The sequence below is a fragment of the Burkholderia sp. KL41 genome, assembly GCF_057005415.2.
In genome coordinates, this window is the sequence record NZ_CM189268.1 from 357,478 (window position 1) to 382,257 (window position 24,780).

Annotated in this window: 18 protein-coding genes and 2 pseudogenes; 16 read left to right on the plus strand and 4 right to left on the minus strand. The window is 66.0% G+C overall.

The window, feature by feature from the left end:
• Positions 1–20 precede the first annotated feature (20 nt).
• The 16 genes and pseudogenes from PQB87_RS35670 to PQB87_RS35745 all read left to right on the plus strand — a co-directional run bounded on the left by PQB87_RS35670 (position 21) and on the right by PQB87_RS35745 (position 17,232).
• Entirely contained in the window at positions 21–980 is a 960-nt protein-coding gene (locus tag PQB87_RS35670) for an ABC transporter permease (protein WP_489244994.1), read from the plus strand.
• Positions 980–2,854, plus strand: a complete 1,875-nt coding sequence (locus PQB87_RS35675) for an ABC transporter ATP-binding protein (RefSeq protein ID WP_489244995.1) — start codon at positions 980–982, stop codon at positions 2,852–2,854. Before PQB87_RS35670 ends, PQB87_RS35675 begins: the two co-directional genes overlap by 1 nt.
• Before the next feature lie 197 nt (positions 2,855–3,051).
• Positions 3,052–4,329: an NAD(P)/FAD-dependent oxidoreductase gene (locus tag PQB87_RS35680; RefSeq protein ID WP_059686272.1), complete on the plus strand. Its 1,278-nt coding sequence runs from the start codon at positions 3,052–3,054 to the stop codon at positions 4,327–4,329.
• A 107-nt stretch (positions 4,330–4,436) separates the two neighbouring features.
• Positions 4,437–4,901, plus strand: a complete 465-nt coding sequence (locus PQB87_RS35685) for a helix-turn-helix domain-containing protein (protein ID WP_021156530.1) — start codon at positions 4,437–4,439, stop codon at positions 4,899–4,901.
• Between the two features lie 91 nt (positions 4,902–4,992).
• On the plus strand, positions 4,993–5,727 hold the full coding sequence (locus PQB87_RS35690; protein WP_059686169.1) for a cupin domain-containing protein: 735 nt from the start codon (positions 4,993–4,995) through the stop codon (positions 5,725–5,727).
• 2 nt (positions 5,728–5,729) lie between these two features.
• Positions 5,730–7,055 (plus strand): NAD(P)/FAD-dependent oxidoreductase, encoded by a 1,326-nt coding sequence (locus PQB87_RS35695; RefSeq protein WP_059686167.1) that lies wholly within the window; start codon positions 5,730–5,732, stop codon positions 7,053–7,055.
• A 93-nt stretch (positions 7,056–7,148) separates the two neighbouring features.
• Complete coding sequence (locus tag PQB87_RS35700) at positions 7,149–8,426, plus strand: NAD(P)/FAD-dependent oxidoreductase (RefSeq protein ID WP_489244997.1); 1,278 nt, start codon at positions 7,149–7,151, stop codon at positions 8,424–8,426.
• The gene (locus PQB87_RS35705; protein WP_489244999.1) at positions 8,423–9,880 is read left to right on the plus strand and encodes an aldehyde dehydrogenase family protein; all 1,458 of its coding nucleotides are present in this window, start codon (positions 8,423–8,425) and stop codon (positions 9,878–9,880) included. Before PQB87_RS35700 ends, PQB87_RS35705 begins: the two co-directional genes overlap by 4 nt.
• A 256-nt stretch (positions 9,881–10,136) precedes the next feature.
• A complete protein-coding gene (locus tag PQB87_RS35710; protein ID WP_489245001.1) occupies positions 10,137–10,328 on the plus strand; it encodes an ATP-binding cassette domain-containing protein in 192 nt (63 codons plus the stop codon).
• Between the two features lie 591 nt (positions 10,329–10,919).
• Positions 10,920–11,912: an ornithine cyclodeaminase family protein gene (locus PQB87_RS35715; protein WP_027791935.1), complete on the plus strand. Its 993-nt coding sequence runs from the start codon at positions 10,920–10,922 to the stop codon at positions 11,910–11,912.
• Between the two features lie 11 nt (positions 11,913–11,923).
• Positions 11,924–12,895, plus strand: a complete 972-nt coding sequence (locus PQB87_RS35720; RefSeq protein ID WP_233345101.1) for a threonine/serine dehydratase family protein — start codon at positions 11,924–11,926, stop codon at positions 12,893–12,895.
• 36 nt (positions 12,896–12,931) lie between these two features.
• Positions 12,932–13,039, plus strand: a pseudogene (locus tag PQB87_RS35725) (aldehyde dehydrogenase family protein); the annotation flags it as partial.
• Between the two features lie 69 nt (positions 13,040–13,108).
• Entirely contained in the window at positions 13,109–14,296 is a 1,188-nt protein-coding gene (locus PQB87_RS35730) for a M20 aminoacylase family protein (RefSeq protein WP_489245002.1), read from the plus strand.
• Between the two features lie 14 nt (positions 14,297–14,310).
• A pseudogene (locus PQB87_RS35735) lies at positions 14,311–14,584 on the plus strand (hypothetical protein); the annotation flags it as partial.
• Between the two features lie 720 nt (positions 14,585–15,304).
• Positions 15,305–15,571, plus strand: coding sequence for a hypothetical protein (locus tag PQB87_RS35740; RefSeq protein WP_124672355.1), 267 nt, complete (start codon positions 15,305–15,307; stop codon positions 15,569–15,571).
• A gap of 17 nt (positions 15,572–15,588) precedes the next feature.
• A complete protein-coding gene (locus tag PQB87_RS35745) occupies positions 15,589–17,232 on the plus strand; it encodes a DUF2334 domain-containing protein (protein ID WP_174415541.1) in 1,644 nt (547 codons plus the stop codon).
• Between the two features lie 169 nt (positions 17,233–17,401).
• Here PQB87_RS35745 and PQB87_RS35750 read toward each other — a convergent pair whose 3' ends face one another.
• The 4 genes from PQB87_RS35750 to PQB87_RS35765 form a co-directional block, all read right to left on the minus strand.
• Positions 17,402–19,363, minus strand: coding sequence for a phosphatase PAP2 family protein (locus PQB87_RS35750; protein ID WP_489245004.1), 1,962 nt, complete (start codon positions 19,361–19,363; stop codon positions 17,402–17,404).
• A 335-nt stretch (positions 19,364–19,698) separates the two neighbouring features.
• Positions 19,699–21,219 (minus strand): sensor domain-containing diguanylate cyclase, encoded by a 1,521-nt coding sequence (locus PQB87_RS35755; protein ID WP_174415539.1) that lies wholly within the window; start codon positions 21,217–21,219, stop codon positions 19,699–19,701.
• A gap of 284 nt (positions 21,220–21,503) precedes the next feature.
• Positions 21,504–23,852, minus strand: a complete 2,349-nt coding sequence (locus tag PQB87_RS35760) for a sensor histidine kinase (RefSeq protein WP_489245006.1) — start codon at positions 23,850–23,852, stop codon at positions 21,504–21,506.
• The gene (locus PQB87_RS35765) at positions 23,845–24,678 is read right to left on the minus strand and encodes a response regulator transcription factor (RefSeq protein ID WP_059485554.1); all 834 of its coding nucleotides are present in this window, start codon (positions 24,676–24,678) and stop codon (positions 23,845–23,847) included. The genes PQB87_RS35760 and PQB87_RS35765 overlap by 8 nt, the downstream gene beginning before the upstream one ends.
• Positions 24,679–24,780: the final 102 nt, after the last annotated feature.

The window sequence follows — 24,780 nt, forward strand, 5'->3', positions numbered from 1 at the left end:
CTTCTTCCGAGATGCCGCCCATGCACCCGACCGACCCCGTTCAACGCAGCAACACGCTGCCGCCGTCCGGCGAACCGCGCCCGCCGTGGGGCGGCGCGACGCCGCCCGCCGCCCCGGCCCCCGACCAGCCGCGCAAGCGCCGTGCCGCACGCATCGACTTGACGGCCGGCGGCCGTGTCGGCCTGTCGATGGTCGGGCTGATGCTGTTCATCGCGGTGTTCGCCCCGCTGCTCGCGCCGCACGACGTGGGCGCGATCGTCACGCCGGACGTGTTCGCGCGGTTCAACGCGAAGCTGCCGTTCGGCTCCGACTTCCTCGGCCGGGACATGCTGAGCCGGATCCTGTACGGCACGCGCCTGACCGTGCTGCTCGCGCTCGCCGCGGTGCTGCTCGCCGCGCTGACCGGCACGACGCTCGGGCTGCTCGCGACCGTGTCGGGCCGCGCGGTCGACGAGACGATGAGCCGGCTGCTCGACGCGCTCACGTCGATTCCGTCGAAGATGTTCGCGCTGATGTTCGTCGCCGCGTTCGGCTCGTCGCTGCCGCTGCTGGTCCTGACCGCCGCGGTCAGCTACATGCCGGGCTCGTACCGGATCGCGCGCGCGCTGGCGGTCAACATCAGCACGCTCGAATTCGTGCAGGTCGCGAAGGCGCGCGGCGAAAGCGCGCTGTACATCGCGTGCGTCGAGATGCTGCCGAACATGATTCATCCGATGCTCGCCGATACGGGCCTGCGCTTCACGTTCGTCGTGCTGCTGCTGAGCGGCCTGAGCTTTCTCGGGCTCGGCGTGCAGCCGCCGTATGCGGACCTCGGCTCGCTCGTGCGCGAGAACATCGCGAGCCTCGGCGACGGTTCGGCTGTCGCGATCATGCCCGCGGTCGCGATCGCGATCCTGACGGTGGGCGTCAACCTGTTGATCGACGGTCTGCCGCATCGCGGCCGCCGCAAGGGCGCGGCCGCGGCCGCCGGAGAACACTGATGCGAGATCAATCGACTCCGCTCGTCGAGGTGCGCGGGCTGCGCGTTGTCGGCGGTCGCCCGGGCGCCGCGGAAACGACGATCGTCCACGACGTCGACTTCGAGGTCGGGCGCGGCGAGGTGCTCGCGCTGATCGGCGAATCCGGCTCGGGCAAGACGACGATCGCGCTGTCGCTGATGGGCCACGCGCGCACCGGCTGCCGGATCGCCGGCGGCTCGGTGAAGATCGGCGGCACGGACGTGTGCAGGCTGTCGGCGTCGGGCCTGGCCGCGCTGCGCGGGCGCAAGGTCGCGTATATCGCGCAGAGCGCGGCTGCCTCGTTCAACCCGTCACGCACGATCCTCGACCAGGTGATCGAGAGCGCGCTGATTCACCGGACGATGTCGAAGCGCGATGCGCAGGCAAAGGCGGTCGAGCTGTTCCGCGCGCTCGCGCTGCCGGAGCCGGAGACGATCGGCAAGCGTTATCCGCACCAGGTGTCGGGCGGGCAGTTGCAGCGGTTGATGGCCGCGATGGCGCTGATCACCGATCCGGAGCTCGTGATTCTCGACGAACCGACCACGGCGCTCGACGTCACCACGCAGATCGACGTGCTGCAGGCGTTCAAGAGCGTGATCCGGCGCTACGGGATGAGCGCGGTATACGTGTCGCACGACCTGGCCGTGGTCGCGCAGATGGCCGACCGGATCGTCGTGCTGAGCGACGGCGTGATCCGCGAGACGGGCGATACCGAACAGATCCTGCATGCACCGGCGCACCCGTACACGCAGAGCCTGATCGCGGCGGTCACGCCGAACGATGCGCAACGCGACGGGAAACCGGCGCCGGCCGACCCGGCGCCGTTGCTCGAGGTGCGCGGCGCGGTCGCAGGTTACGGCGGCCGCAACGCGAAGGGCTGGCCCGCGAAGCTGATCCTGAACGAAGTCGACCTGCGCATCGGGCGCGGACAGACGGTCGGCGTGATCGGCGAATCGGGCTCCGGCAAGACGACGCTCGCCAAGGTGATCGCGGGCCTGGTGCCGGCGGCGGCCGGGAAGATCCTGCTCGACGGCGAGCCGCTCGCGCGCGATATCGGCAAGCGCACCAAGGAGCAGCACCGCCGCGTGCAGATCGTGTTCCAGAACGCCGACACCGCGCTCAATCCGGTGCATACCGTCGAGCGCACGCTCGCGCGGCCGCTCGCGTTCTACCACGGGATCAAGGGCGCGCGTGCGCGGCAGCGCGTCGCGGAGCTGCTCGAACTCGTGCGGTTGCCGCCGGCGGTGGCCGCGCGGCGCACCGGCGAGTTGTCGGGCGGGCAGAAGCAGCGCGTGAACCTCGCGCGCGCGCTCGCGGCCGAACCCGACCTGATCCTGTGCGACGAAGTTACGTCGGCGCTCGACACCGTGGTCGGCGCCGCGATCATGGACCTGCTGCGCGACCTGCAGGCGAAGCTCGGCGTGTCCTATGTGTTCATCACGCACGACATCGCGAAGGTGCGCGCGATCAGCGACGACATCGTCGTGCTGTATGCGGGCCGCCGCGTGGAGACGGGCAGCCGCGATGCGTTGTGCGCGCCGCCTTATCACCCGTATTCGCACCTGCTCGTGTCGTCCGCGCCGGAGCTGTGCGCGGGCTGGCTCGACGATGCGGCCGAGCGCTGCCATCGGCCGCTGGTGCCGATCGGCGAGCGCGCGGACGACGGCGAGCTGTGCCCGTTCCTGTCGCGCTGCGCGATGCGGGTCGACGGCGTCTGCAACCGGACGCCCCCGGTGCTGCGCAAGCTCGACAACGGCGCGCAGGTGCTGTGCCATCGCAACGAGGAAGACCTGGCGCGCTTCCAGGCCGAGCCGACGCAGGCGGGTGCCGCGCCCGGGCAGCCCGTGCGGCTGTGATGCGCGACACGCCGCCGTTCGGCGCGCGCGACGTGGCGGCTGGCGCACCGCATAGTCTGCTGCGGCGGTCGCACAAAACGGCGATTTGCGCGCGTGCCGTGCGCGAATACGCGGCAACTGCGGTTTTTGATGGTGATTAAATGATTTCCCATGAACGGCAGCCGATCGTCGTCGCCGACAAGCTCGAGAAGGACCCGATGAAATTCGAATCGTACTGGCTGGATACCCGCCCCGCATTTCGCGCGGGCTGCGAGGGCCCCGTCGAAGGGCGCGCCGACGTGGTCGTGATCGGCGGCGGCTTTACCGGCTTGTCGGCGGCGCTCGCGCTGGCGCAGCGCGGCGTATCGGTGGTCGTGCTCGAAGCCGCGCAGGTCGCAGGCGAAGCGTCCGGCCGCAACGGCGGCCAGTGCAACACGGGCGTCGCGCAGGATTACGCGTCATTGGCCGCGCGCATGGGCGCGGAGCCGGCGAAGCAGTTCTATCGCGCCTACGAAAGCGCGGTGAAGAGCGTCGAGACGATCGTCGCCGAACACGCGATCGACTGCGATTTCCGGCGCGCGGGCAAGCTGAAGCTCGCCGCGAAGCCGCAGCATTTCGCGGGGCTGGCGAAGACGTTCGACGCGTTGCGGCGCGACGTCGATCCGGACATCGAACTGATCGAACCTACGCGGATTCGCGATGAAGTCGCGTCCGACGGCTTCTACGGCGGGCTCCTGCAGCGCAACGGTGCGCAGATGCACATGGGCAAGTTCGGTGTCGGGCTTGCGCACGCGGCGGTGCGCGCGGGCGCACGCGTCTACGAACATGCGGCCGTCACGCAACTGGACCGGCTCGACGGCGAGCGGCACGCGATCACCTGCACGCGCGGCAGGATCGTCGCCGATCGCGTGCTCGTCGCGACCGGCGCATCGCAGCACGGCCCGTTCGGATGGTTCCGGCGGCGCATCGCGCCGGTCGGCAGCTTCATCGTCGTGACCGAGCCGCTCGCCGACGCGCAGTTGAACCGGTTGTTGCCGCATCGCCGTGCGTACGTGACGTCGCGCCAGATCGGCAACTACTTCCGCGTGACGCCCGACAACCGGCTGCTGTTCGGCGGCCGCGCCCGCTTCGCGATGTCGAGCCCGCGCTCCGACGCGAAAAGCGGCGACATCCTGCGCGCCGGCATGGCCGGTTATTTCCCGGAACTGGCCGACGTCCGGCTCGACTACTGCTGGGGCGGGCTGGTGGACATCACCGCCGACCGGCTGCCGCGTGCGGGCCAGCACGACGGGCTCTATTACTCGATGGGCTACAGCGGCCACGGCGTGCAGATGTCGGTGCACATGGGTCGCGTCATGGCCGACGTGCTGTATGGCGCGACGGCCTCGAATCCGTGGCGCGAGCTCGACTGGCCGGCGATGCCCGGGCATTTCGGGCACGCGTGGTTCCTGCCGTTCGTCGGCGCGTATTACCGGGTGCAGGATTTCCTGCACTGAAGCGGGCGCCGGGGAGAATTCAACATGACAGCGCGTTTCGTTTGCCCGTCAGCGGGCGCCGCCTTGCCGGGCGTGACACCGCAGGCGGCGACATGAGGACTGCCAGCATGCTCGACCTGATTCACGATTCGGTCGAAGACACGACGCCATGCACACCGCGCGTCGCGCGGCCCGTCTCGCCGGCGATCGGCGATGTGCTGCGCACGATCGACGCGTCGTTCGCGCAGCCGCTGAATCTCGACACGCTCGCGGCGGTGGCCGGGTTGAGCGTATCGCGTTTCACCGCGCGCTTTCGCAGCGAAACCGGGTTGTCCCCGCACCGGTATCTGTGCCTCGTCCGGGTGCGGCGCGCGCAGGACCTGTTGCGTGCCGGTGTTGCGCCGTCGGTCGTCGCGACCGACGTCGGTTTCTTCGACCAGAGCCATCTGTGCCGGCATTTTCGGCGCGTGCTCGGGATCACGCCGCGCGCTTGCGTGGTCGCGCGACCGGGCGGTGCGTCGGCGCGCACGACGTCGGCGCGCGCGCACACCGAACGCCGCGCGGGCGCAAGTGCGGGCGGTTTGCACACCTGACGGGATTCCGGCGGGTTCGCCGGCGAACGGAGATTTCCAATATTGCGCGACGGTTTTCGATCCGGCCGCCGCGCACTGCAGAGGAGCAGAAATGACCGCAGCTTTCGTGTTGCATCGTGCCGATGGCGCGCCTTGTTCCACCTCGTTCCGCAAGCAGGCATTCGGCGAGGGCGATCCTTTTGCGCGACATCGGGAGATCGCGTGGGAAGGGCCCGACTCGATGGCCGCGGGACGTATCGCCTTCGTCGGCGAACTCGACGTGGCGCGCTTTCCGCACATCGAAACGATCGCGGTCATCGAAGGCGAACTGACGCTCGAAGCGGCCGGGGCCGCTCCGCTGGTGCTCGGGCCGGGGGAAGGGGCAGTCATCGGCGCCGGCACGGCGGTTCGCATCAACGCGGAATCGCGCGTGTTGCTGATGTTCTGCGCAGCCGCGTGCACGACGCCGACGAAACACGGCCTGTTTCCGCTGCGGGCCGACGCCGACTTCAAGCCTTCCGCATCGCTGCCGCCCGAGGTGCTGCTCGGCCCCGCACCACAATGCCGCAGCGACAACGTGTTCCTCGACGACGGTGCCGGGTATTGCGCCGGTACGTGGGATTCGACGCCCTATCACCGGATCGTTCGCCCGCATCGCGTCAACGAGTTCATGCTCCTGCTGGCCGGCAGCGTGCGGTTCGCCGACCCCGACGGCAGCGTGCTGTCGCTCGGCACCGGCGATGCGCTGTTCGTGCCGCGCGGCGCATCGATCGGGTGGGAAAGCAGCGAACGCGTCGCGAAGTTTTACGTCGTGCAGAACGTACGTGCCTCAACCGAACGAGACTGACCATGTCCCCACCGCTGCGCCTTATAGAAACCTCGCCCACGCCGCCGGCATCGGCCGACGTCGTCGTGATCGGCGGCGGCATCATCGGCGTCTTTACCGCCTACTACCTGGCCCGGCGCGGGGTATCGGTCGCGCTCGTCGAGAAGGGGCGAATCGGTGCCGAGCAGTCGAGCCGCAACTGGGGCTGGTGCCGGCAGCAGAACCGCGACGAACGCGAATTGCCGATGGCGAGCAAGAGCATCGATCTGTGGGAACGATTCGCCGCCGAATCCGGCGAAGACACCGGCTTTCATCGCTGCGGGCTGTTGTACCTGAGTAACGACGAGGCCGAGCTGTCGCGCTGGGCCAACTGGGGCGAGTTCGCGAAGACCGCGGGCGTGACGACGTACATGCTCGACCGCAAGCAGGCCACCGAGCGCGGGCATGCGACCGGGCGGACGTGGAAAGGCGGCGTCTTTTCGCCGACCGACGGCACGGCCGACCCGGAGAAGGCCGCGCCGGCCGTCGCCGCAGCGCTGATGAAGCTCGGCGGCAGTGTCCACCAGCACTGCGCGGCGCGCGGCATCGAACTCGAGGGCGGGCGTGTCGGCGGTGTCGTCACCGAGGCCGGCGTCATCAAGACCAGGACGGTCGTGCTTGCCGGCGGCGCATGGGCGTCGTCGTTCTGCCGCCAGCTCGGCATCCGCTTTCCGCAGGCGTCAATCCGTCAGTCGATCCTGAGCGTGTCGCCTGTCGAGCGTCCGCTGCCGGGTGCGATGTATACGTCCGGCGTGTCCGTGACGCGCCGCAGCGACGGACGCTACGCGCTGGCGATCAGCGGTCGCGCGCGGGTGGACGTGACGCCGCAGTTCCTGCGCTTCGCGCCGCAGTTCTTGCCGATGTTCGCGAAGCGCTGGCGCAATCTTCTGCCGGGCTGGCTCGAAGGCGTGCGCGGCGGGCATGAAACGCTGAAGCGCTGGCGGCTCGATGAACCGACGCCGATGGAGGCGGTACGCATTCTGGATCCGAAACCGGACATGCCGACGGTCAACGAAACCTACCGCCGCGCCGCCGAACTGTTTCCCGAACTTCGCGACGCGAAGATCACGCACGCATGGGCCGGGTTCGTCGACAGCACGCCGGACGGCGTGCCGGGCATCGGCGAAGTGCCGGGTGTGCCGGGGCTGATCCTTGCCGCGGGGTTTTCCGGCCACGGCTTCGGAATCGGGCCGGGCGCCGGGCATCTGATCGCGGATCTCGCGACCGGTGCGCAACCGCTGGTCGACCCGGTGCCGTATCGGCCGGAACGGTTCAGCGATTCCGCGTGGGGCAAGGTCGCGGATTTCTGATGCAAGGCCGCGACGCTCGCACGCGAGCGGCCGGACCGGCGCGGCGAACCTTCGCCGGCCTGACCGTCTGGTGCGGCCACCTGGGAGTGACGGATGCGTTTCGGTTCCTACTGGCTCGATACATCGGAGCCATTCGCGAGCAACTCGCCGGCGTTGCGCGACGGCAGTTGTGACGTGCTGGTGGTGGGCGGCGGGATCACCGGCTCGGCGGCCGCACTGGCGCTGGCCAGGAAAGGGGCACGCGTGATCGTCTGCGAGGCGGACACCGTCGGGCAGGCGGCATCGGGACGCAACGGCGGTATGTGCAACAACGGCTTCGCGCAGGATTACGCGGCGCTGTCGCAGCGCATCGGTACGGAACTGGCCAATCGGCTCTATCGCGCGTTCGACGCCGGCGTCGACACGGTCGAGCGACTGGTCAGGGAGGAGTCGATCGATTGCGATTTCGTGCGCCGCGGCAAGCTCAAGCTCGCGGCGAAACCCGGGCATTACGACAAGCTCGCGCGAAGTCAGGCACTCCTCGCGGCGAGCGTGGACCCCGACACGCGCATGGTAACGAAAGCCGAGTTGCGTGATGAGATCAGCTCGGACCGTTATCACGGCGGGCTGCTGTTCGGCAAGAGTGCCGGGATGCACGTCGGCCGTTACGTGCGCGGCCTGGCACGCGCCGCGCAAGCGCGCGGCGCGCACGTCCTCGAGCATGCGCCGGTGCTCGGGCTGAAGCGGCAAGCGGGCGGCGCTTACGCTGTGCGTACGCCGCTCGGCGAGATCCGTGCGCGCCAGGTGCTGCTCGCGAGCGGCATTTCGCAGGTCGGTCCGTTCGGCTGGATTCGCCGCAGGATCGTGCCGGTCGGCGCGTTCATCATCGTCACCGAGCCGTTGCCGGACGACCTGCTCGACCGGCTGTTGCCGACGCGCCGGATGGTCACCGACACGAAAAACTTCGTCAATTTCTTTCGCGTCACGCCCGACAACCGGATGCTGTTCGGCGGCCGCGCGCGGTTCGCCGCGTCGAACCCGCGTTCGGACGAAAAGAGCGGGGCGATCCTGCGGCGGCAGCTGGCCGCCGTGTTTCCCGAACTGGCCGGCGTACGCATCGACTACTGTTGGGGCGGGATGGTCGACATGACCGCCAACCGACTACCGCGCGCGGGCGAGCGCGACGGCGTGTACTACGCGATGGGCTATAGCGGCCACGGCACGCACATGGCCACGCTGATGGGCACGCTGATGGCGGAGATCATGGACGGGCGCGCGGATCTCAACCCCTGGAAAGACTTCGACTGGCCGGCCATTCCCGGGCACTTCGGCAAACCCTGGTTCCTGCCGTTCGTCGGTGCCTGGTATCGACTCAAGGACACGCTGCAATGAATTCACCTGTTGTTCACCTGATGCAAAACGGAAGGCTCGATCGCCTCTTCATCGACGGCGACTGGGTCGTGCCCGACGGCGGCGACCGGTTCGTGGTCGTCAGCCCGTCCACCGAAGACGGACTGTGCGAGATCCCGCTCGGCAACGCGCGCGACGCCGACCGGGCCGTCAGCGCCGCGCGCAGGGCCTTCGAACCGTGGGCGGCCACGTCGCCGCAGGCGCGCGCCGCGCTACTCGATCGCGTGCACGCGTTGATGCTGGAGCGCGCGGAGCTCTTCGCCGCGGCGCTGGCCACGGAAATGGGCGCGCCGATCAGCTATGCGCGCGCCGCGCACGTGCCGCTCGCGGCCGAGCATATCCGCGTCGCGCGCGACAATCTCGCGCGTTATCCGTTCGTCTCGCGGCGGGGAACGACCGCGATCGTGCGCGAGCCGATCGGCGTGTGCGCGCTGATCACGCCGTGGAACTGGCCGATCTACCAGATCACGGCGAAGGTCGGCCCGGCGCTCGCTGCCGGCTGTACGGTCGTGCTGAAACCCAGCGAGCTGTCGCCGCTCAGCGCGCTGCTGTTCGCGGAAGTGATCGCCGATGCGGGCGTGCCCGCGGGCGTATTCAACCTGGTGAGCGGCGACGGCGCTGTGGTGGGCGCCGCGCTGTCTTCGCACCCGGAAGTCGACATGGTGTCGATCACCGGCTCGACGCGTGCCGGCGTGCTGGTGGCGCAGGCGGCGGCGCCGACCGTCAAGCGCGTCGCGCAGGAGCTGGGCGGCAAGTCGCCGAACATCGTCTTGCCGGATGCGGACCTGCAGCGGGCCATTGCGCCCGGCGTGGCCGCCGCGTTCCGGAACATGGGTCAGTCGTGCAGCGCGCCGACCCGCATGATCGTGCCGCGCAACCTGCTCGGCACGGTCGAGGCGCTGGCTCTCGCGGCCGCGCAGAAGCTGGTGGTCGGTGATCCGTTCGAGGAGACGACGACGCACGGGCCGCTTGCCAATCGCGCGCAATTCGGCCGGGTCGCGCAGATGATCGACGCGGGCCTCGACGAACGGGCGAAGCTGATCGCCGGCGGTCCCGGCCGGCCCGAAGGGTTCGACAAGGGCTTTTATGCGCGGCCGACGATTTTCTCCGATGTCCGCACCGACATGACGATCGCGCAGCAGGAGATCTTCGGTCCGGTGCTCGCGATTCTTCCCTACGATACCGTGGACGAGGCGATCGCCATTGCGAACGACACGGTCTACGGGCTGGGCGCGCATGTGCAGGGCACCGACAAGGCGCAGGCGCGCGCGGTGGCCGCACGCATCCGAGCCGGCCAGGTGCATCTGAACTACCCGGCTTGGGATCCTCAGGCGCCGTTCGGCGGATACAAGCAGTCGGGCAACGGTCGCGAATACGGGATCGAAGGGATGGAGGAGTATATGGAGGTCAAGTCGGTCCTGGGCTACTACGATTGACGAGGCCATGCGTGCGATGCGGCAGCCGAGATTTGAACTGGTTTGGAACGTGGCAAACAAGGTGGATACGCCGCGGGCGCCGGAAGGGCTGACTCGACAAACGCGCAGTGAGACCAACTCACGTCTTCGGTTCCACTCGGCTGCGGAACAGCACCGTTTGGAATAGTACGCTCAATGAAACAGTAGTGCGTCGTGAGCGTTCCGCCCTCAACGGCGAATCTGCGGACAAGGTGAAGTGAGGTTGCAAATGATCGAAATGACCGACCTGCACAAAAGCTTCGGCGACGTGCCGGTGCTTAGGGGTATCACGTTGAAGGTAAACGAGTGCGAGGCAGTGTGCTTGAGTCCGGCGTCGGGCTCCGGCAAGTCGACGCTGCTTCGGCGCATCAATGCGTTCGAGGCCTACGATTCGGGCGAGATCAAACTTCTGCATCAGGTTGTTTGTTGAGCAGCGCTCGCGCCATATTAATCGGCTTCCCTACAAGGTCGGTATGGAGTTCCAGCGCTTCAACCTGTTCCCATATCGCATAGCGGGAGGAAACGTGATGGAGGGGTCGGCGTAAGTCAAGCATGAGCCAGTTGAGCCTGTAGGAGTTCGGTGGAGAAAGTCGCGTGGGCTTCTCTTTGATGAGAGGCTGCCGGAACTGCTGGATTTTGGCGCGCGACGGAGAACGGTGCGCGCTAGTACGAGCGCAGTGAGCTGATCTATACGGGAAACACAAGAGCCCTGACTGAGTCGATCGACATTCGCCGCTTCGTAAGCGGAGCCGCCGGTACGCCGGACACAAAGATCGGACGGTCGATCACGACATCGCCCGTTGCGCGGCTCTGTAGCGCGATGACAAAGGGAACCGGTCTTTTCGTCTGGAATATCGCCAGAACCATGACTACCGTGCGGTTGGACCATCGACCGAGATGCTTGGAAATTGACGACCGGCTCAAGGCCGAAATTACATCCCTTCGATTGCGATGGGACGCTGATCAACATTGGAGCCTGGTTCACCGCCAGCAATGCTCAAAAAATAGATAGGTGATGCAAATGAAAACATTGTTGCTCAAAAAAAAGGAAGTAAGCCAACTGATATCCATGAAGGAAGTCATCGGTACGGTGGAGGAAGCATACAAAGCCTTCAACAGTGACCAGGTGGTGCAGCCCGACTATATTGGGATAGATCTCCATCCGCCGCGTGGGGATATCGATTTCAAGCTTGGTTACTACAAGGGCAACGAAATCATCTCCATGAAAGCGTCTTCCGGCGGCTTCCCCAATAACCCGACAGAGTACGGCGTGCCAAGCGGCATGGGGACGATTCTCCTGTTTGATGCCATGACCTGTGCGCTGATCTGCGTGATGGATGGCAGTTTGATCACAGGCCTCAGAACCGGGGCATGCGGAGCCGTTTCGGTCAAAGCACTGGCAAGGAAGAACGCGAAAAAGATCACATCGATCGGAACCGGGAATCAGGCCCGGATGCAGATCCGTGCAATCAAGGAGGTCATGCAGATCGAAGAGATCCATGCATGGGACCACACTGCGGAGTCTGCGGCAAAGTTCAAAGTGGATATCGAACGTGAGTTTGAGATTCCCGTTGTGAGCGCGAATTCCAAGAAAGAAGCAGTTGAGCAGGCGGATATCCTGATTACGACGACACGTGGGAAAGGATCCCTGGTGGAAGCCGACTGGGTAAAGCCCGGGACACACATCGTTGCGATCGGAACCGATGCAAATGGGAAGCAGGAGTTCGATCCGGAAATCTTCAGGAAAGCCAAAGTGGTCGTCGACTCGATCATGCAGTGCAGCGAAAAAGGAGAAATCCAGCATCCGTTGAACAAGAACATCATTACCAAAGACAGCATCCATGCAGAGATCGGCGAGGTCTTGCTGGGCAAAAAGCCTGGTAGAGAGAGTGATGAGGAAATCACGATCTTCGACTCCACCGGGATGGCCATCCAGGACAACACGACGTCGACGAAAATCTACCGGAACGCCATCGAAAGCAAGGTCGGAACATTCTTCGAGTTTTTTGAATAAGGACTTTTCAAATGCGCAACTCCCCTACCATCCAGGACATTCGCGAAGCCCAGGAACGGCTGAAGCCCCACATCAAGCATACGCCGTTATTGCGCGCGGAAAAAATCGAGGACGCCGTTGGTTGCCAGCTCTATCTCAAACCTGAAACCCTGCAAATCACGGGCGCCTTCAAGATTCGAGGCGCTCTGAACAAGGCACTGTCACTCACGAGAGATGAAATCGCCAACGGCCTCATTGCGACTTCTTCGGGCAATCATGCCCAGGGGATCGCCTATGCCGCCAGGATGCTGGGGGTCAAGGCGATCCTGGTCGTTCCGGTGACTACACCCAAAATCAAGATCGAGAACACCAAAGCCATGGGAGCGGAAGTGGTTCTTTTCGATGGCGACACGGCCGCCCGATGGAAAAAGGTGTGCGAGATCGCCGAAGAGAACAAGTACGCGGCGATCCACGGCTTCGAGGACCCGCTGGTCATGGCCGGCCAGGGAACCATCGGGTGCGAAATCCTGGCGGATCTGGAGGATGTCGACACCGTCATCGTTCCCCTGGGCGGCGGCGGCCTGATTTCAGGCATCGCTACCGCCATCAAGGAAACGAAGCCGTCGGTGCGTGTTATCGGCGCAGAGCCCGCCTTGACCCCGAAGTATTATTACAGCCGGATCAATAAGGAACGCACATCGCTTCCATTGAAAAATACCATTGCGGATGGGGTGCGAATCAGTGTTCCGGGCCAAAACCCGTATCCCATTATCGAAAAGTATGTGGATGAGATTGTTCTCGTTGAAGACGAACATATCATCGCGGGCATGCGTGCACTCGCCAGGGATGCGAAATTGATCGCTGAACCGGCCGCCTCGATTGGTATTGGTGCTTTGCTGGCTGGTTCCATCAAAGTCAAGCCGGATGAAAAAGTGTGCGCGGTTTTGAGTGGCGGAAACTGGGATTTGTCCGACCTTGCCGACGTATACAAACTGGCTGAGTAAGCTTGTCCGGAAAGGATGTTAAAAGTTCTCCTCCAAGAGGCGCCGTTCGGCGGCTACAAGCAGTCGGGCAACGGCCGCGAGTACGGGATCGAAGGGATGGAGGACTACATGGAAATCAAGTCGATCATCGGCTTTTACGACTGACGCAGCCGCTGCGTGCGAACGCGGCGGCAGCACGGACTGGAAGCCGCTTACCTTCGGAAGGTGCCGAAATTGGAAAAACCTGTCATTCCCGATATGTCGCTGCAGGCGCATCACGCGCACTGGGCAAGGCTGCGGCGCGATCTGCATGCGCATCCCGAGCTGCGATTCGAAGAACACCGGACCGCCGACGTCGTTGCCCGCGAGCTCGACGCGCTCGGTTATGCGGTATCGCGTGGGCTGGGCGGCACGGGCGTCGTCGCGAGCCTGCCCGGTGCCGACCCGGCGCGCGGCATCGTGCTGCGTGCGGATCTGGATGCACTGCCGATCCAGGAAGCCAACGACTTCGCGCACGCATCGGGCACGCACGGGATCATGCACGCATGCGGGCATGACGGCCATACCGTCATGTTGCTCGGCGCCGCGCGCATCCTGAAGGAACTGCCGCCATTGCCGGGTGCCGTTCATTTCGTGTTTCAGCCGGGCGAAGAGGGCGGCGCGGGCGCGCGCAAGATGATCGACGACGGGCTGTTCGAGCAATACCCGACCGAAGCGGTGTTCGGCATGCACAACTGGCCCGGCTTGCCTGCCGGGCATTTCGGATTGCGCACCGGCCCGATCATGGCCGCAGGCTCGCGCTTCAGGATCAAGGTGACCGGCAAGGGCGCGCACGCGGCGCAGCCGCATCTGGGCATCGATCCCGTTCCGCTCGCGTGTTCGATGGTGCTGCAGTGTCAGACCATCGCCGCGCGGCACAAGGATCCCGTGGACCCTGCGGTCATTTCCGTCTGCATGATCCATGCGGGCACGACGGACAACGTCATTCCGGACAGCGTCGAGCTGCGCGGGACGATCCGCACGCTGTCGTCCGCGTTGCAGCAGAAACTGCAGACGGATGTGCAGCTCACGTGCGAGGGGCTGGCGCGTGCGTATGGCGCGCAGGTCGACGTCGAGTTTTTCCAGTACTACCCGGCGACGGTCAACACGCCGGCCGAGACGGCGCTGTGCGAAGCGGTGATCCGCGACACGTTCGGTGGCGAACGCCTGTACCGCGACGTGCCGCCGAACATGACGTCGGAGGATTTCGGCTTCATGCTGGAGGAGCGGCCCGGCGCTTACGTGCTGATCGGCAATGCGCCGGAGGGCGCGGCGGCACCGTCGCTGCATCACCCGAAATACGATTTCAACGACGAAATCATCCCGGCCGGTGTCCGGTATTGGGTCGCGCTGGCGCAGCATTACTACAGGCGATCGTCGTGAACCTGTGCCTGAAATCGGGGCGCGGCATCGTGCTGCGCTAGATATGGGACGTGCGCACGCTGCTCGACAGCGTGCGCATTCGTGCAGGTGCTGCCCGGCGTCGCGCAGCCCGCGAACGTGTGGGCGGCGTATCCGGCACGGCTGGCTGCGTCGGCGAAGGTGCGTGCGTCGACTTTCCGGCGGACGTATTCGGCCGCATGGCCTGGCCGGCCGTGTTCGGTGCCAACCTCCGCCGTGTCACGGCCGTCGTATCGTCAGGCCACGCTGCCGAGGCGCGTCGCCAAATGACCGCATGCGATGAAAGCCATCCTCGTAGCTGATTGACGATTGCAGGAAGATCGTCTTTTGTCATACGACAAAGTATTCAAACTCCCGGACACGTTCGCGCGGCCACGGGCGAATTGCGCCAGACAGGACCGTCTTCACGGAACAGCGCGAATTCTCAGGATCGAAACGTTTCGACATGCAGGCCGTCGAGGCCCCACGATTCGTGATCCATAGCATTTTTTACCCCACCGGCTCGGCCGCAAACCAGGCGCAGCGTCGAAACGCATTTCCTCTCCCCCTGCCGGCATCGATGATCCATGGAGCCGGTACCACGTTGCATCGCGGCCCCGCGTTTCTTTGGCGTTACGTTTTTTTTGCGTTGCGATGTCCTCCTCCTTCGTCTGTTGCCGGCCCGCTTCGGTGGAACGGTGCATGGCATCGTTAATGCATGCGTGGTCGGTGTGATGAGCAAACGAGGGCCGCAACTGCACGCTCGATACGCGCATCGGGTGTCTGCCGTTTGCGGGTGCAGTCGCGGTCATCACAGGGCGACGTGACCGACGCCGGCGGCGGTTCCGTCGTCACGCAAGTGACGATGCGGGGCGCAATTCGTATGAGGTTGTTTCAGGCATCGACATCCCCCAGGGTTCGCGATCCCCGGACACTCAATGCTCAGGCCAGGCGTTGTTCCGATGACAGACCCCCGGTTTTCGCGCAGAGACCAGTGAAAGGAGTTCTCCAATGAAATCCCCACTCAAGCTTGCCGTGGCATGTGCAGCGATCTTGTCCGCGACGGCATTGATGAGCCCCGTTTGCAACGCGGGAGCGTCCGGTGCTTCCGCCTCACACAAACGCGTCGAGCCGCCACCGCGCGCGGCCGTCGCGACGGAGATCGTGCCAGGCGTGGCGGAAGACGAGAAGCGGAATGCCGAGCGCGAGCACGGCAGGGGACCGACCTTCAACGAAGGCAAACATCGTCGGGCCAACGGCGACATTCAGCGCGACTAAGCACGAAGGAGATCACAATGAAGAAGCTCATCCTCGCATGGGTGCTGGTGCTCGGATTCGCATTCGGCCAGATGCCATCCACCGTGCTCGCCCAGACCACCACGGCGAACGTCCTCGTGCTCTATGACGCCCCACCGAACGACCCGTACACGAAACTCGGCATGGCTTACGCGATCATGCTGCGCAATCTGCTTGGCCATTTCAACACCAATGTCACGCTTGCGCCCGTCGACAGCTATACGGCCGGAACCGTCGAAAAGTACCAGGCGACTTTCTACCTGGGGAACTATTACAACAACACGCTTCCAGCCGCATTTCTGTCGGACGTCGTCAAGACATCGAAGACAGTGGTGTGGTTCAAGGACAACCTGTGGGAAGTCGCGTGGGACCCGTCGTACAACTTCACGGCCCGCTACGGATTCACCTTTAGCGGGATCAGCGGGCTGGCCTACGCGCCGACCAGCAGCAACCCGAACCCGGACTTCTTCGACACGGTGCTCTACAAGAACATGAGCATGGTCAAATACTATGCGTTCAACGCGAGCACCGGCGTCGTCAGCGCGGACCCCGACATCGGCGTCACCGCGGTGTCCGACGCGACGAAGGCCAGTGTACTCGTCACCATCAAGGACAGTCAGACCGGTGCGCAGGCGCCTTATGTCATGCGCGCGGGCAATTTCTGGTACTTCGCCGACATGCCGTTCTCGTACATCGGGCCGCGAGACCGGTACCTGGTGATCTGCGATCTGCTGCACGACATCCTCGGGACCAACCAGCCGGTGCTGCATCGCGCGATGGTGCGTCTGGAAGACGTCAACGCGTTCACGACCTCGGCGTCGATGAAGACGCTGACCGACTACATGTATTCCAAGAAAATTCCGTTTTCGATTGCGACCATCCCGCTGTACCAGGATCCGCTCGGTGCCTATAACGGCGGTGTGCCGCTGACCGTACACCTCGCGCAGGCGAGCAGCCTGAAGCAGGCGCTCAATTACGCGCTGATCCGGGGCGGCAGTATCGTGATGCACGGTTACACGCATCAATACAATTCGACGCCGAACATCGACAACGCGGTCAGCGGCAATGACTACGAGTTCTGGCTGGCGACGCAGAACCGTCCGGTGGACGAAGATTCGACGCAGTGGGCATCGAACCGTCTGAAAGCGGGCCTGCTGGAACTGTCGACGAACGGCTATGTTCCCTTTGCATGGGAAGCGCCGCACTACCAGTCGTCGCCCCTTTCGATCAAGGCCGTTCCGCCGCTGTTCAAGACGACGTACCAGCGGGTCGTCTACTACACGTCGGATCAGCCGAACCTGAATTCGACCGCGCCGAATCACGATTATTCGGTCGGGCAATTCTTCCCGTACATCATCAATTCCGACTATTACGGGCAACGGGTGCTGCCCGAGAACCTCGGGAACATCGAATACAACATCTGCAGTATCGATCCGTTCTCGTGCCTGTCCTACACGTGGCAGGATCTCTACACGAATGCACAGTACGCGCTGACGGTTCGGGATGGTTTCGCGTCCTTCTTCTTCCATCCGTTCTGGCTCGAGCCCGACCTCGGCACGCCCGGGTTCCAGGATTTCCAGAGCCTGGTGAACGGGATCACCGGTCTCGGCTTTCAGTGGGTCGCCGGGAATGGCGTCAAGTAGATGATTCCGGAATCGGGAGCGAGCCGGGGAACCGGGCTCGACTCCCTCACCGGGTTCGATGGCGCCACGTTTCACTTCGCCGGAACGACCCGGACGCGGCGCACGGTCGTTTCGCATGGACGTCGCCGCCGGTCGGAGGCGACGTCGCGCGGTTCGACACCGGTGCCGGTTACGTAGCCGACAGCACGATCGACACGCCCGTCGCCGTATAGACCGGCGTCGCCTTGAAACCGTCGACGGTCACCGTCGCGAACTTCGCCGCGCCCGCTGCCGCGTCGATCAGCGCGATGGTGTCGCCGGCCTTCGGCGCATAACCGTTCACGAACTTCACATGCAGCGTGCCGCCCGCGACGGTGAACGCGCCGCCCACGCGCAGGCGGCCGCCGCCGTTGCCGTCGATGTCGAGTTCGAGCGTCGTGTTGTCGAGCTGCGTATAGCGCGTCGCGATCGTGACGGGCGCACCCGCCGCGATCCGGATGCCGCCGCCGCCGGCGCCGACATACACGTCGCCGTTGCCGAACGCCGTCGCGGACGCCGCGGCGAGCGTGCCGCCGCTGACCTGCGTGCCGCCCGTATAGCTGTTGTTGCCCGCCAGCGTCAGCGCGCCGCTGCCTTGCAGCGTCAGCTTGCCGGCGCCCGCGATGTCGTTGCGCCACAGGTCGGCGGCGTTGAGGCCGCCCTTCGACGCATCCATCGCGACGGTCACGTTGCCGTTGAATGCGCCGTAACCGTCGGCGGCGGCGAACAGGTTCAGCCGGCCCCAGCCTTCCGCGTCGTCCATCACCGGGTAGCCGGACGGCAGCTCGGTGGTCTTCAGCACGACGCGCCGCTGATCCGCGCCCAGGTACGGGAAACGCGTCTGCAGCAGGATCTCCGCCCCCTTCGGCACGACCGGCGGCGCGCCGGTCGCGTCGAGCGCGCCGAAGCCGTAGGTCATGCGGCGCGCGAAGGCCGCCTTGTTCGTCGCGTAGTCGGCGAAGCGGTCGGTCGCCGTCGTGCCCGAGCGCGCGAATGCCGCGAACGTCGAACCGGTCGTGCCGGTGAGCTGCTGCAGCGTCTGGTGCGCCTGCCCGTAGGCGGCCTGCGCGTCGTTCGCGTACGCCGCGAGATTGGCCGCGCTGATTGCCAGCGCGAGCATGCGCCCGCCGATCACGTCGAGCGGCGAGTGCATGCCGGCGAGGATGCGGTTCTCGCCGAGTTCGAGGCCGCGGCTGACCATTTCCTGGTAGCGCTCAGGCACGAGCCACGCCATCGTCACGGCGTCGCGCATCGCTTCCGCCTGATGGCCACTGATGAACCCGCCGTCGGTCGCGGGCGTCGTGCTTTCCGCCGGCACGAGCGTGGGGGCGACGACGACGCTCGTGCTCCAGCGGTACGGCCGCGCATACTTGTAGAAGCGTTTCGCGGGTTCGGTCGACGCGTTGTTGCCCATCTCGTTGAGCAGGTCGACGACTTTCCCGAAGCTCGCGTTCGCGCTGCCGCCCACGCCCACGTTGTTGCCCGTGTCGTTGTACAGGACGGTCGTCGCGTCGGCCGGCACGCTGGTGATGCTGGTCGTCTGCTGCGCGGCCGTGCGCCATGCGGAAGTGAGCGGCCCCATGCCGTCGGTCACGCTGTAGCCCTTGCCGCGCCGGTCGTCGTAGTACGCGGCGTCGGCTTGCTGCGGCGTGCGTGCGGTCGTCGCGTTGACCACGTATTGCACGTTCGCCTGCAGCACCGCATCGTTCAGGATCGTGCCGCACGGCGTGCCGTTGCCGGGCAGCCCCGTGCAGGTCGACGGCGAAATGGCCGGAAACGCGCCGTTGGCCGGCGCGCTCACGCCCGCATCGACGAGCATCGTCGCCGGCTGCCACAGGTCGAGGAAGCGGCTGACCACGCGTACCGCGGCGTTCGTCGACAGCGTGGCGTAACGCGCGTCGCCGCGCTGGTTGGTCGCGACGTTGTCGACGAAGGCGGGCACGCCCGGAACCGGCGCGCTGTCGACGAAACCGGGGTCGGCCGGCGGCGCCGGCATGGCCGCGCTGGTCGGGGTGGTCGAGGCGACATCGTCGCCGCCGCCGCACGCGGCGAGAACGATTGCACTCGACAGCGCGGCGACATGCAGCGGGAAACGGCTTCGTGACGCAAACATGCAAGACTCCATCCTGATGGTCAAAGATGGCGAATTGTGGTGACGATTCGTTACGCGGCCGTTAAGGATTTGTTGCGTGTCGTGCTCCGTGCGCGAAAATTCCCACTATCTGGTTAATTCCCGATACTGAACATCGCGGATGCCATTTTTTCGCGCCCGAGACGGATATTTGGCGGCGTGCCGCTACGCGCCGGCCATGCGTATGGATGGAAAGTCCGGCGGCTTCGAAATCGAAAACGATCCCTGTTGCCGGAACGACCCATGACGGAACAGTGGCCCAGGGCAATCGTTTGTGTGCAACCTGCGGCCCGGAACCGCGACTCGACCGATGGCCGTCATGCCGAGCGCGCGAGCGGTTCCGTTTCCGCGCAACATACCCGGTTTCTGCCTTCGCGCTTCGCGCGGTAAAGCGCCATGTCCGCCTGATGCGACAGCGCATGCACGGAGGCGGGGCGTGCGCGATGGCCGGTCGCGCAGCCGATGCTGACGGTGAACGGCGGAACGGGTTCCGCAAACCCGTCGAGCCGGTTGCGTTCGACCTCGCGGCGAATCGCCTCCGCGACCTTCGCGGCGCCGCGTTCGTCGGTGTCGGGCAGCACCGCGACGAACTCTTCGCCGCCGTAACGCGCGGCGAAGTCGCCGCGCCGCTGCGTATGGGCACGGATGCATGCGGCGAGGAACCGGAGCGCCGTGTCGCCGCGTGCATGCCCGTATCGGTCGTTGTACTGCTTGAAGTGGTCGGCATCGATGAACAGCACCGACAGGCTGCCGTCGTGGCCGCGCTGGAGCCGTTCCCATTCGTCGGCCAGCGCGACGTCGAGCGCGCGGCGGTTGTGCAGGCCGGTCAGCGGATCGGTGCGCGTGAGATCGGTGAGCAGCGTCTGCTTGCGAAGGTTGTCCCGCAACGCGAACGCGAGCAGCCACACGACCGCGCAGAAGAGCGCGCAGAGGAGCGACGCCGACACGCCGACCGACCACGACATCCGGATGAAACCGGCCAGCACGTCGGCTTCGGCCGGCGCGACGACGGCGATCAGCGGTGTGCCGGGCACCCGCTGGAACGTATAGAGCCGCAGCGTTCCGTCGATGCGCGAATACGCCGCATAAAAGCCCGAATCCTGGTTCAGCATGCGATCGAAGGCTTTCGAGCGGCGCAGGCGGATCATCTGGTGATCGTTCAGCGACGGGTTGCGGGCGAGGATGGTGCCGTCGGCGCGCACGATCGCGCTGATGCCGTGCGGCCCGACGTCCAGCCGGGACAGCAGCTGATCGAAATAGGCGAGATCGATCGCGACCACCGCGATGCCGTTGAACGTGTGGTCCGGTCGTTCGATGCGCCGCGAGAGCGCGATCGATTCCGTGCCGCCGCGCGAGCGCGCACGATAGGCCTCCGACACGTAAAGGCCGACGTTCGGCGAGTCGCGATGGACCTTGAAATAGTCGCGATCGCCGAAGTTCCAGTGGTGGGACGGGCCGCAGCACGCGTCGATCAGCCGGCCTTCGCGGTCCGTCACGCCCATCCCCGTCACGTATTGCGCGGCCGCGCGCTGGAACAGCAGGTCGTGCCGCAGCCCGGCATCCATGCGTCGCACCTCCGGCTTGCCGAGATCGGCGGAGAGTGCGATCAGCGCGTTGTTGGACGTTTCGACGGTCCGCGCGATCTCGCTGACCAGCACGGCGGCGACGTTGCGCGAGGTTTCGTGCGCGTGTTCGACGACTTCGTTTCTCGTGGCCCAGAGCGTGGCCGCGCTGATGCCGATCGCCGCGAGCGACATCAGCGTGCCCAACGCGCCGACGACAAGATGGTTTCGTCCCGCCCAGTCGGCGATTTTCTCGATGGAGGTGGATGCGGACATGCTGGCGCTCGCAGGGGGAGGCCCGGCGCGATGAACCGGGCTGCGCTGAAACCCGGGTTAACGGCAGGTCGTCGAAGAAATCGAGGCCCGGATGCAACGCAAGTGGGCGCGGCGCGGCACGCAAACGTGTGCGTGCCGGGTGCTCGACGGGGCGCGTATCGGCAAGCGCGAGCGGGGGAACGGCTGGCGAAGCGATCGCGTCGCGGGCTCGACGTTCGGTGCGGCGGAACCCGGAACCCGGAACGCGGGCCTGACGCGGTGCCGGCGGCGTCCCGCCCGCGCGATCAGGCCGGCCCGGCCGCGTCCGTCTCCGCGTCATCCGTCGCCGCCGCGTGGCGCGCGCGTTTCAGCGTACCGGCCAGCTTCTCGATCGCATGCAGGTCCAGCGTATCGAGATGCTCGCGCACCTCCTGCACGAAGGCCGCGTATTCCTGTTCGTCCGCGTACTGGCCGAGCCATTCCTCGATATCGGTGAGCTGCCCGTTGCCGGCGAGCCGGATCAGCGCGTCGAGTGCATCGTCGGGCGGGCAGCCCATCGCGGGCGCGGTGCCGCCCGGCACGACCTCGTCCGCCGCATGAAACCGCCGCACGAGCTCCGATGCCGGAACGAGCACGTGCCCGACGGCCGGCGCGACGATCGCGAACGAGAACGACGTGCCGACGCCCGGCTGGCTCGCGACGGCCAGCTCGCCGCCCATCGCGCCGACGATGCGCTGCGCGATGAACAGGCCGAGCCCGGTGCCGCCGTTGACGGCCTGCACCTGCTGGTACGCGCGGAAGATGTCGCGGGTGCCGCTGATGTCGATGCCGATGCCCGTATCGGCGACCTCGAACAGCAGGCGCCATGCGTCGCCTTCGCGCGACGCATGCACCGACAGCGTGACCGTGCCGTCGCGCGTGAACTTCGATGCGTTGGACAGCAGGTTCAGCAGCACCTGCTGCAGCCGCATCCCGTCGATCGACATCGTGCGCGGCAGCGGGCTGGCCGGCCGGTACACGAACCGGTTGTCCTGCTGCGCGCACAGCGCGAGCGCATAGTGGCCGATGTCGTCGAGCAGGCCGGGCAGGTCGGTCGTGTCCGGCGACACGCCGAGCGGCTGCAGCTCGGCTTTCGTGAACGCAAGGAGTTCGTCGATCAGCGTGAGCTGGTAGCGGATGCTGCGGTCGATCGAGCGGATCAGCCGCGCCTGGCCGCGCGTCGCGCCTTGCAGCAGCAGCTTCGCGTAGCCGTTGATCGTCGATAGCGGCGCGCGCAGGTCGTGGCTGACGTAGCCGAGCGTCTCGATCTTCTGCTGCATGTGCGTGGTGACCTGCTGGAGCGCGTCGTTGAGCGCGAGCGTGCGCCGTGCGACTTCGTCGCGCAGGCGATCCTGTTCGGTGAGCTGCCAGTGTTCGAGCCGCTTGCGCGCCTCGGTGCGCTGACGGCCCACGTGGTGGATCCACGCGGCCAGCACCAGCAGGTGCGTGGCAAGCCCGACGATCGCGATGACGGGGTTCGGATAGATGTCGGACTTGAGCCAGGACAGCACCGGCGGTAACGCGTCGATGCCGTCGAGCACGCGGATCAGCATGTTGAAGGTGGCGAACGCGATCGCGATCAGCATCACGCGGCCGGTCGGCGTGCGGCGGACGGCGAGCCACAGCGCGAGGCTGATGTTGACGATCCCCAGCGCCGCGTTCAGCCGCAGGCAGAACCACGTGAAGGTCAGCAGGTCGCCGCAAGCGGCGCCGGCCGTGCCGACGAACTCGAGCGCGAGGAATGCCATGTAGACCGCGCGCAACGGCAGCCTGGCCTGTTCGCGCCGGGCGACCGTCAGGATGAAGACGATGAAGCAGGCGATCGCGAGGTACACGAAGATGATTTCGCCGCGTGCCGACCACTCGCGCAGCGCGGGCGGCAGCGCCATCGCCGTATAACCGCGGTAGGCCGCCTCGAACAGCGTCGTGCCCAGTGCAATCCCGGCCAGTACGTAGAACACGCCGCTGCGCGAAAAGAACCCGATCAGCAGCGCGCACCACACGAGCGCGAGCAGCCCGCCGAAGAAACCGAAGTCCCACATCGTCGCGCGCCGTTCCAGCGCATCCCATGCCGCACGGGTGAATGCCACCGGCGCGAGCCGCATCTCCTTGCGCGACGTGACGCGGATCAGCACGGGGATGCTTGCGCCGGCGGGCAGCGTCACGTCGAGTGCCGGGTAGCGCGACGGGGGGCCGGCCGTATCGCCGCCGGCATCGGCGGCCGGGAAGCGGCTGTCGAGCGTCCACCGGCCGTTCCGGCCGACATAGAAGTCGGCTTGGTCGACACGCGCATCGCGAATCGCCAGCACCAGCGGCCGGGCGGCGCTGTCGCGGTTGGTCAGCGTCGCGCTGACCCACCATGCCGACCGCGAAAACTCGATGTTGAACGAGGGCGCGGTCGTCGTGGACGCATCGTGCGGCCGATCGGCAACGCGCGCGGCGACCTGTTCGGCGGTCATCGTCGTGCTCGTGTCCTCGAACACCGACACGGCTTCCAGTTGCGCGGGGTTCGGCGTCGCTGCCGCGCTGGCCGTCGCGCAGGTGACGGCCAGTGCGATCAGAAGCAGCAGCACCGCGCGCCATCCGGCTGCCCACGCCGCGCCGCGACTACACATCGGGATGATGCCCGCCGGGTGTGGGCGGCGCGTTGACCGCATGGCGCTGGCGCCGCCAGTCGGACGGCGTGATGCCGAAGCGTTCGCGGAACGCCGTCGCGAAATTGCCGGGCGTGGAAAAGCCGATTTCCTCGGCGATGTCGCCGATTCCCATCGACGTCTCCGCGAGGAAATGCATCGCGGCGCGCAGGCGCGTGTCGCGCAGGTACTCGAACACGGTCTGGCCGAGCTGGTCGCGGAACACGCGCGACAGCCGTTTTTCGTGGGTGCCGACCTGCCGGGCGAGATCCTCGAGCGCCGGCGGATGGCGCAGGTCGCGCAGCAGGACCTCGGCCGCCGCGCGCACGAGGGCCGCCTCCGGGTTGTCGGGCATCTCGGGCAGGTGCGCGAACGGCTGGCTGCGCCGCGCGCGCTTCAGGTGGTTGCGGATCCGGGCCAGCACTTCGGTCGGCTCGAACGGCTTGACGATGTAGTCGATCGCGCCGGTTTCGAGCCCTGCGATGCGATCCTCGAGATCGCCCGCGGCCGTGAGGATGATGACCGGGATGGATTGCGTCGACGGCGTCGACGCCAGCAGCCGGCACGCGGCGAAGCCGTCCATGCGCGGCATGCGGACATCCATCAGGATCAGGTCGGGTGCGATCGCCTGGGCGCGGTGATACGCCTGCAGCCCGTCGAACGCGACGCTGATCCGGCACCGTGCGGCACGCAGGATTTCGGTCAGGAGCCGCAGGTCGTTCGGGCGATCGTCGACGACAAGAATATGGGCGTCGGCGAGATCCGGCGTGGAGCGAAGCGACGCCGGGCTGGACGAGCGGGATGACATGGTGGCGGACGCGGTGGAAGGGTGGTCGGTCGGATTGAAAGCTTCGCTTTCAGCGCGATTGTTGCGAAAAATTATATGTCGACAACAGTACCGATTGTGAGG

Excerpts from the sequence above, each read along its gene's own strand:
- PQB87_RS35670 (WP_489244994.1), top strand. The coding sequence starts at position 21 with ATGCACCCGACCGACCCCGTTCAACGCAGCAACACGCTGCCGCCGTCC.
- PQB87_RS35675 (WP_489244995.1), top strand. The coding sequence starts at position 980 with ATGCGAGATCAATCGACTCCGCTCGTCGAGGTGCGCGGGCTGCGCGTT.
- PQB87_RS35680 (WP_059686272.1), top strand. The coding sequence starts at position 3,052 with ATGAAATTCGAATCGTACTGGCTGGATACCCGCCCCGCATTTCGCGCG.
- PQB87_RS35685 (WP_021156530.1), top strand. The coding sequence starts at position 4,437 with ATGCTCGACCTGATTCACGATTCGGTCGAAGACACGACGCCATGCACA.
- PQB87_RS35690 (WP_059686169.1), top strand. The coding sequence starts at position 4,993 with ATGACCGCAGCTTTCGTGTTGCATCGTGCCGATGGCGCGCCTTGTTCC.
- PQB87_RS35695 (WP_059686167.1), top strand. The coding sequence starts at position 5,730 with ATGTCCCCACCGCTGCGCCTTATAGAAACCTCGCCCACGCCGCCGGCA.
- PQB87_RS35700 (WP_489244997.1), top strand. The coding sequence starts at position 7,149 with ATGCGTTTCGGTTCCTACTGGCTCGATACATCGGAGCCATTCGCGAGC.
- PQB87_RS35705 (WP_489244999.1), top strand. The coding sequence starts at position 8,423 with ATGAATTCACCTGTTGTTCACCTGATGCAAAACGGAAGGCTCGATCGC.
- PQB87_RS35710 (WP_489245001.1), top strand. The coding sequence starts at position 10,137 with ATGACCGACCTGCACAAAAGCTTCGGCGACGTGCCGGTGCTTAGGGGT.
- PQB87_RS35715 (WP_027791935.1), top strand. The coding sequence starts at position 10,920 with ATGAAAACATTGTTGCTCAAAAAAAAGGAAGTAAGCCAACTGATATCC.
- PQB87_RS35720 (WP_233345101.1), top strand. The coding sequence starts at position 11,924 with ATGCGCAACTCCCCTACCATCCAGGACATTCGCGAAGCCCAGGAACGG.
- PQB87_RS35740 (WP_124672355.1), top strand. The coding sequence starts at position 15,305 with ATGAAATCCCCACTCAAGCTTGCCGTGGCATGTGCAGCGATCTTGTCC.
- PQB87_RS35745 (WP_174415541.1), top strand. The coding sequence starts at position 15,589 with ATGAAGAAGCTCATCCTCGCATGGGTGCTGGTGCTCGGATTCGCATTC.
- PQB87_RS35750 (WP_489245004.1), bottom strand. The coding sequence starts at position 19,363 with ATGTTTGCGTCACGAAGCCGTTTCCCGCTGCATGTCGCCGCGCTGTCG.
- PQB87_RS35755 (WP_174415539.1), bottom strand. The coding sequence starts at position 21,219 with ATGTCCGCATCCACCTCCATCGAGAAAATCGCCGACTGGGCGGGACGA.
- PQB87_RS35760 (WP_489245006.1), bottom strand. The coding sequence starts at position 23,852 with ATGTGTAGTCGCGGCGCGGCGTGGGCAGCCGGATGGCGCGCGGTGCTG.
- PQB87_RS35765 (WP_059485554.1), bottom strand. The coding sequence starts at position 24,678 with ATGTCATCCCGCTCGTCCAGCCCGGCGTCGCTTCGCTCCACGCCGGAT.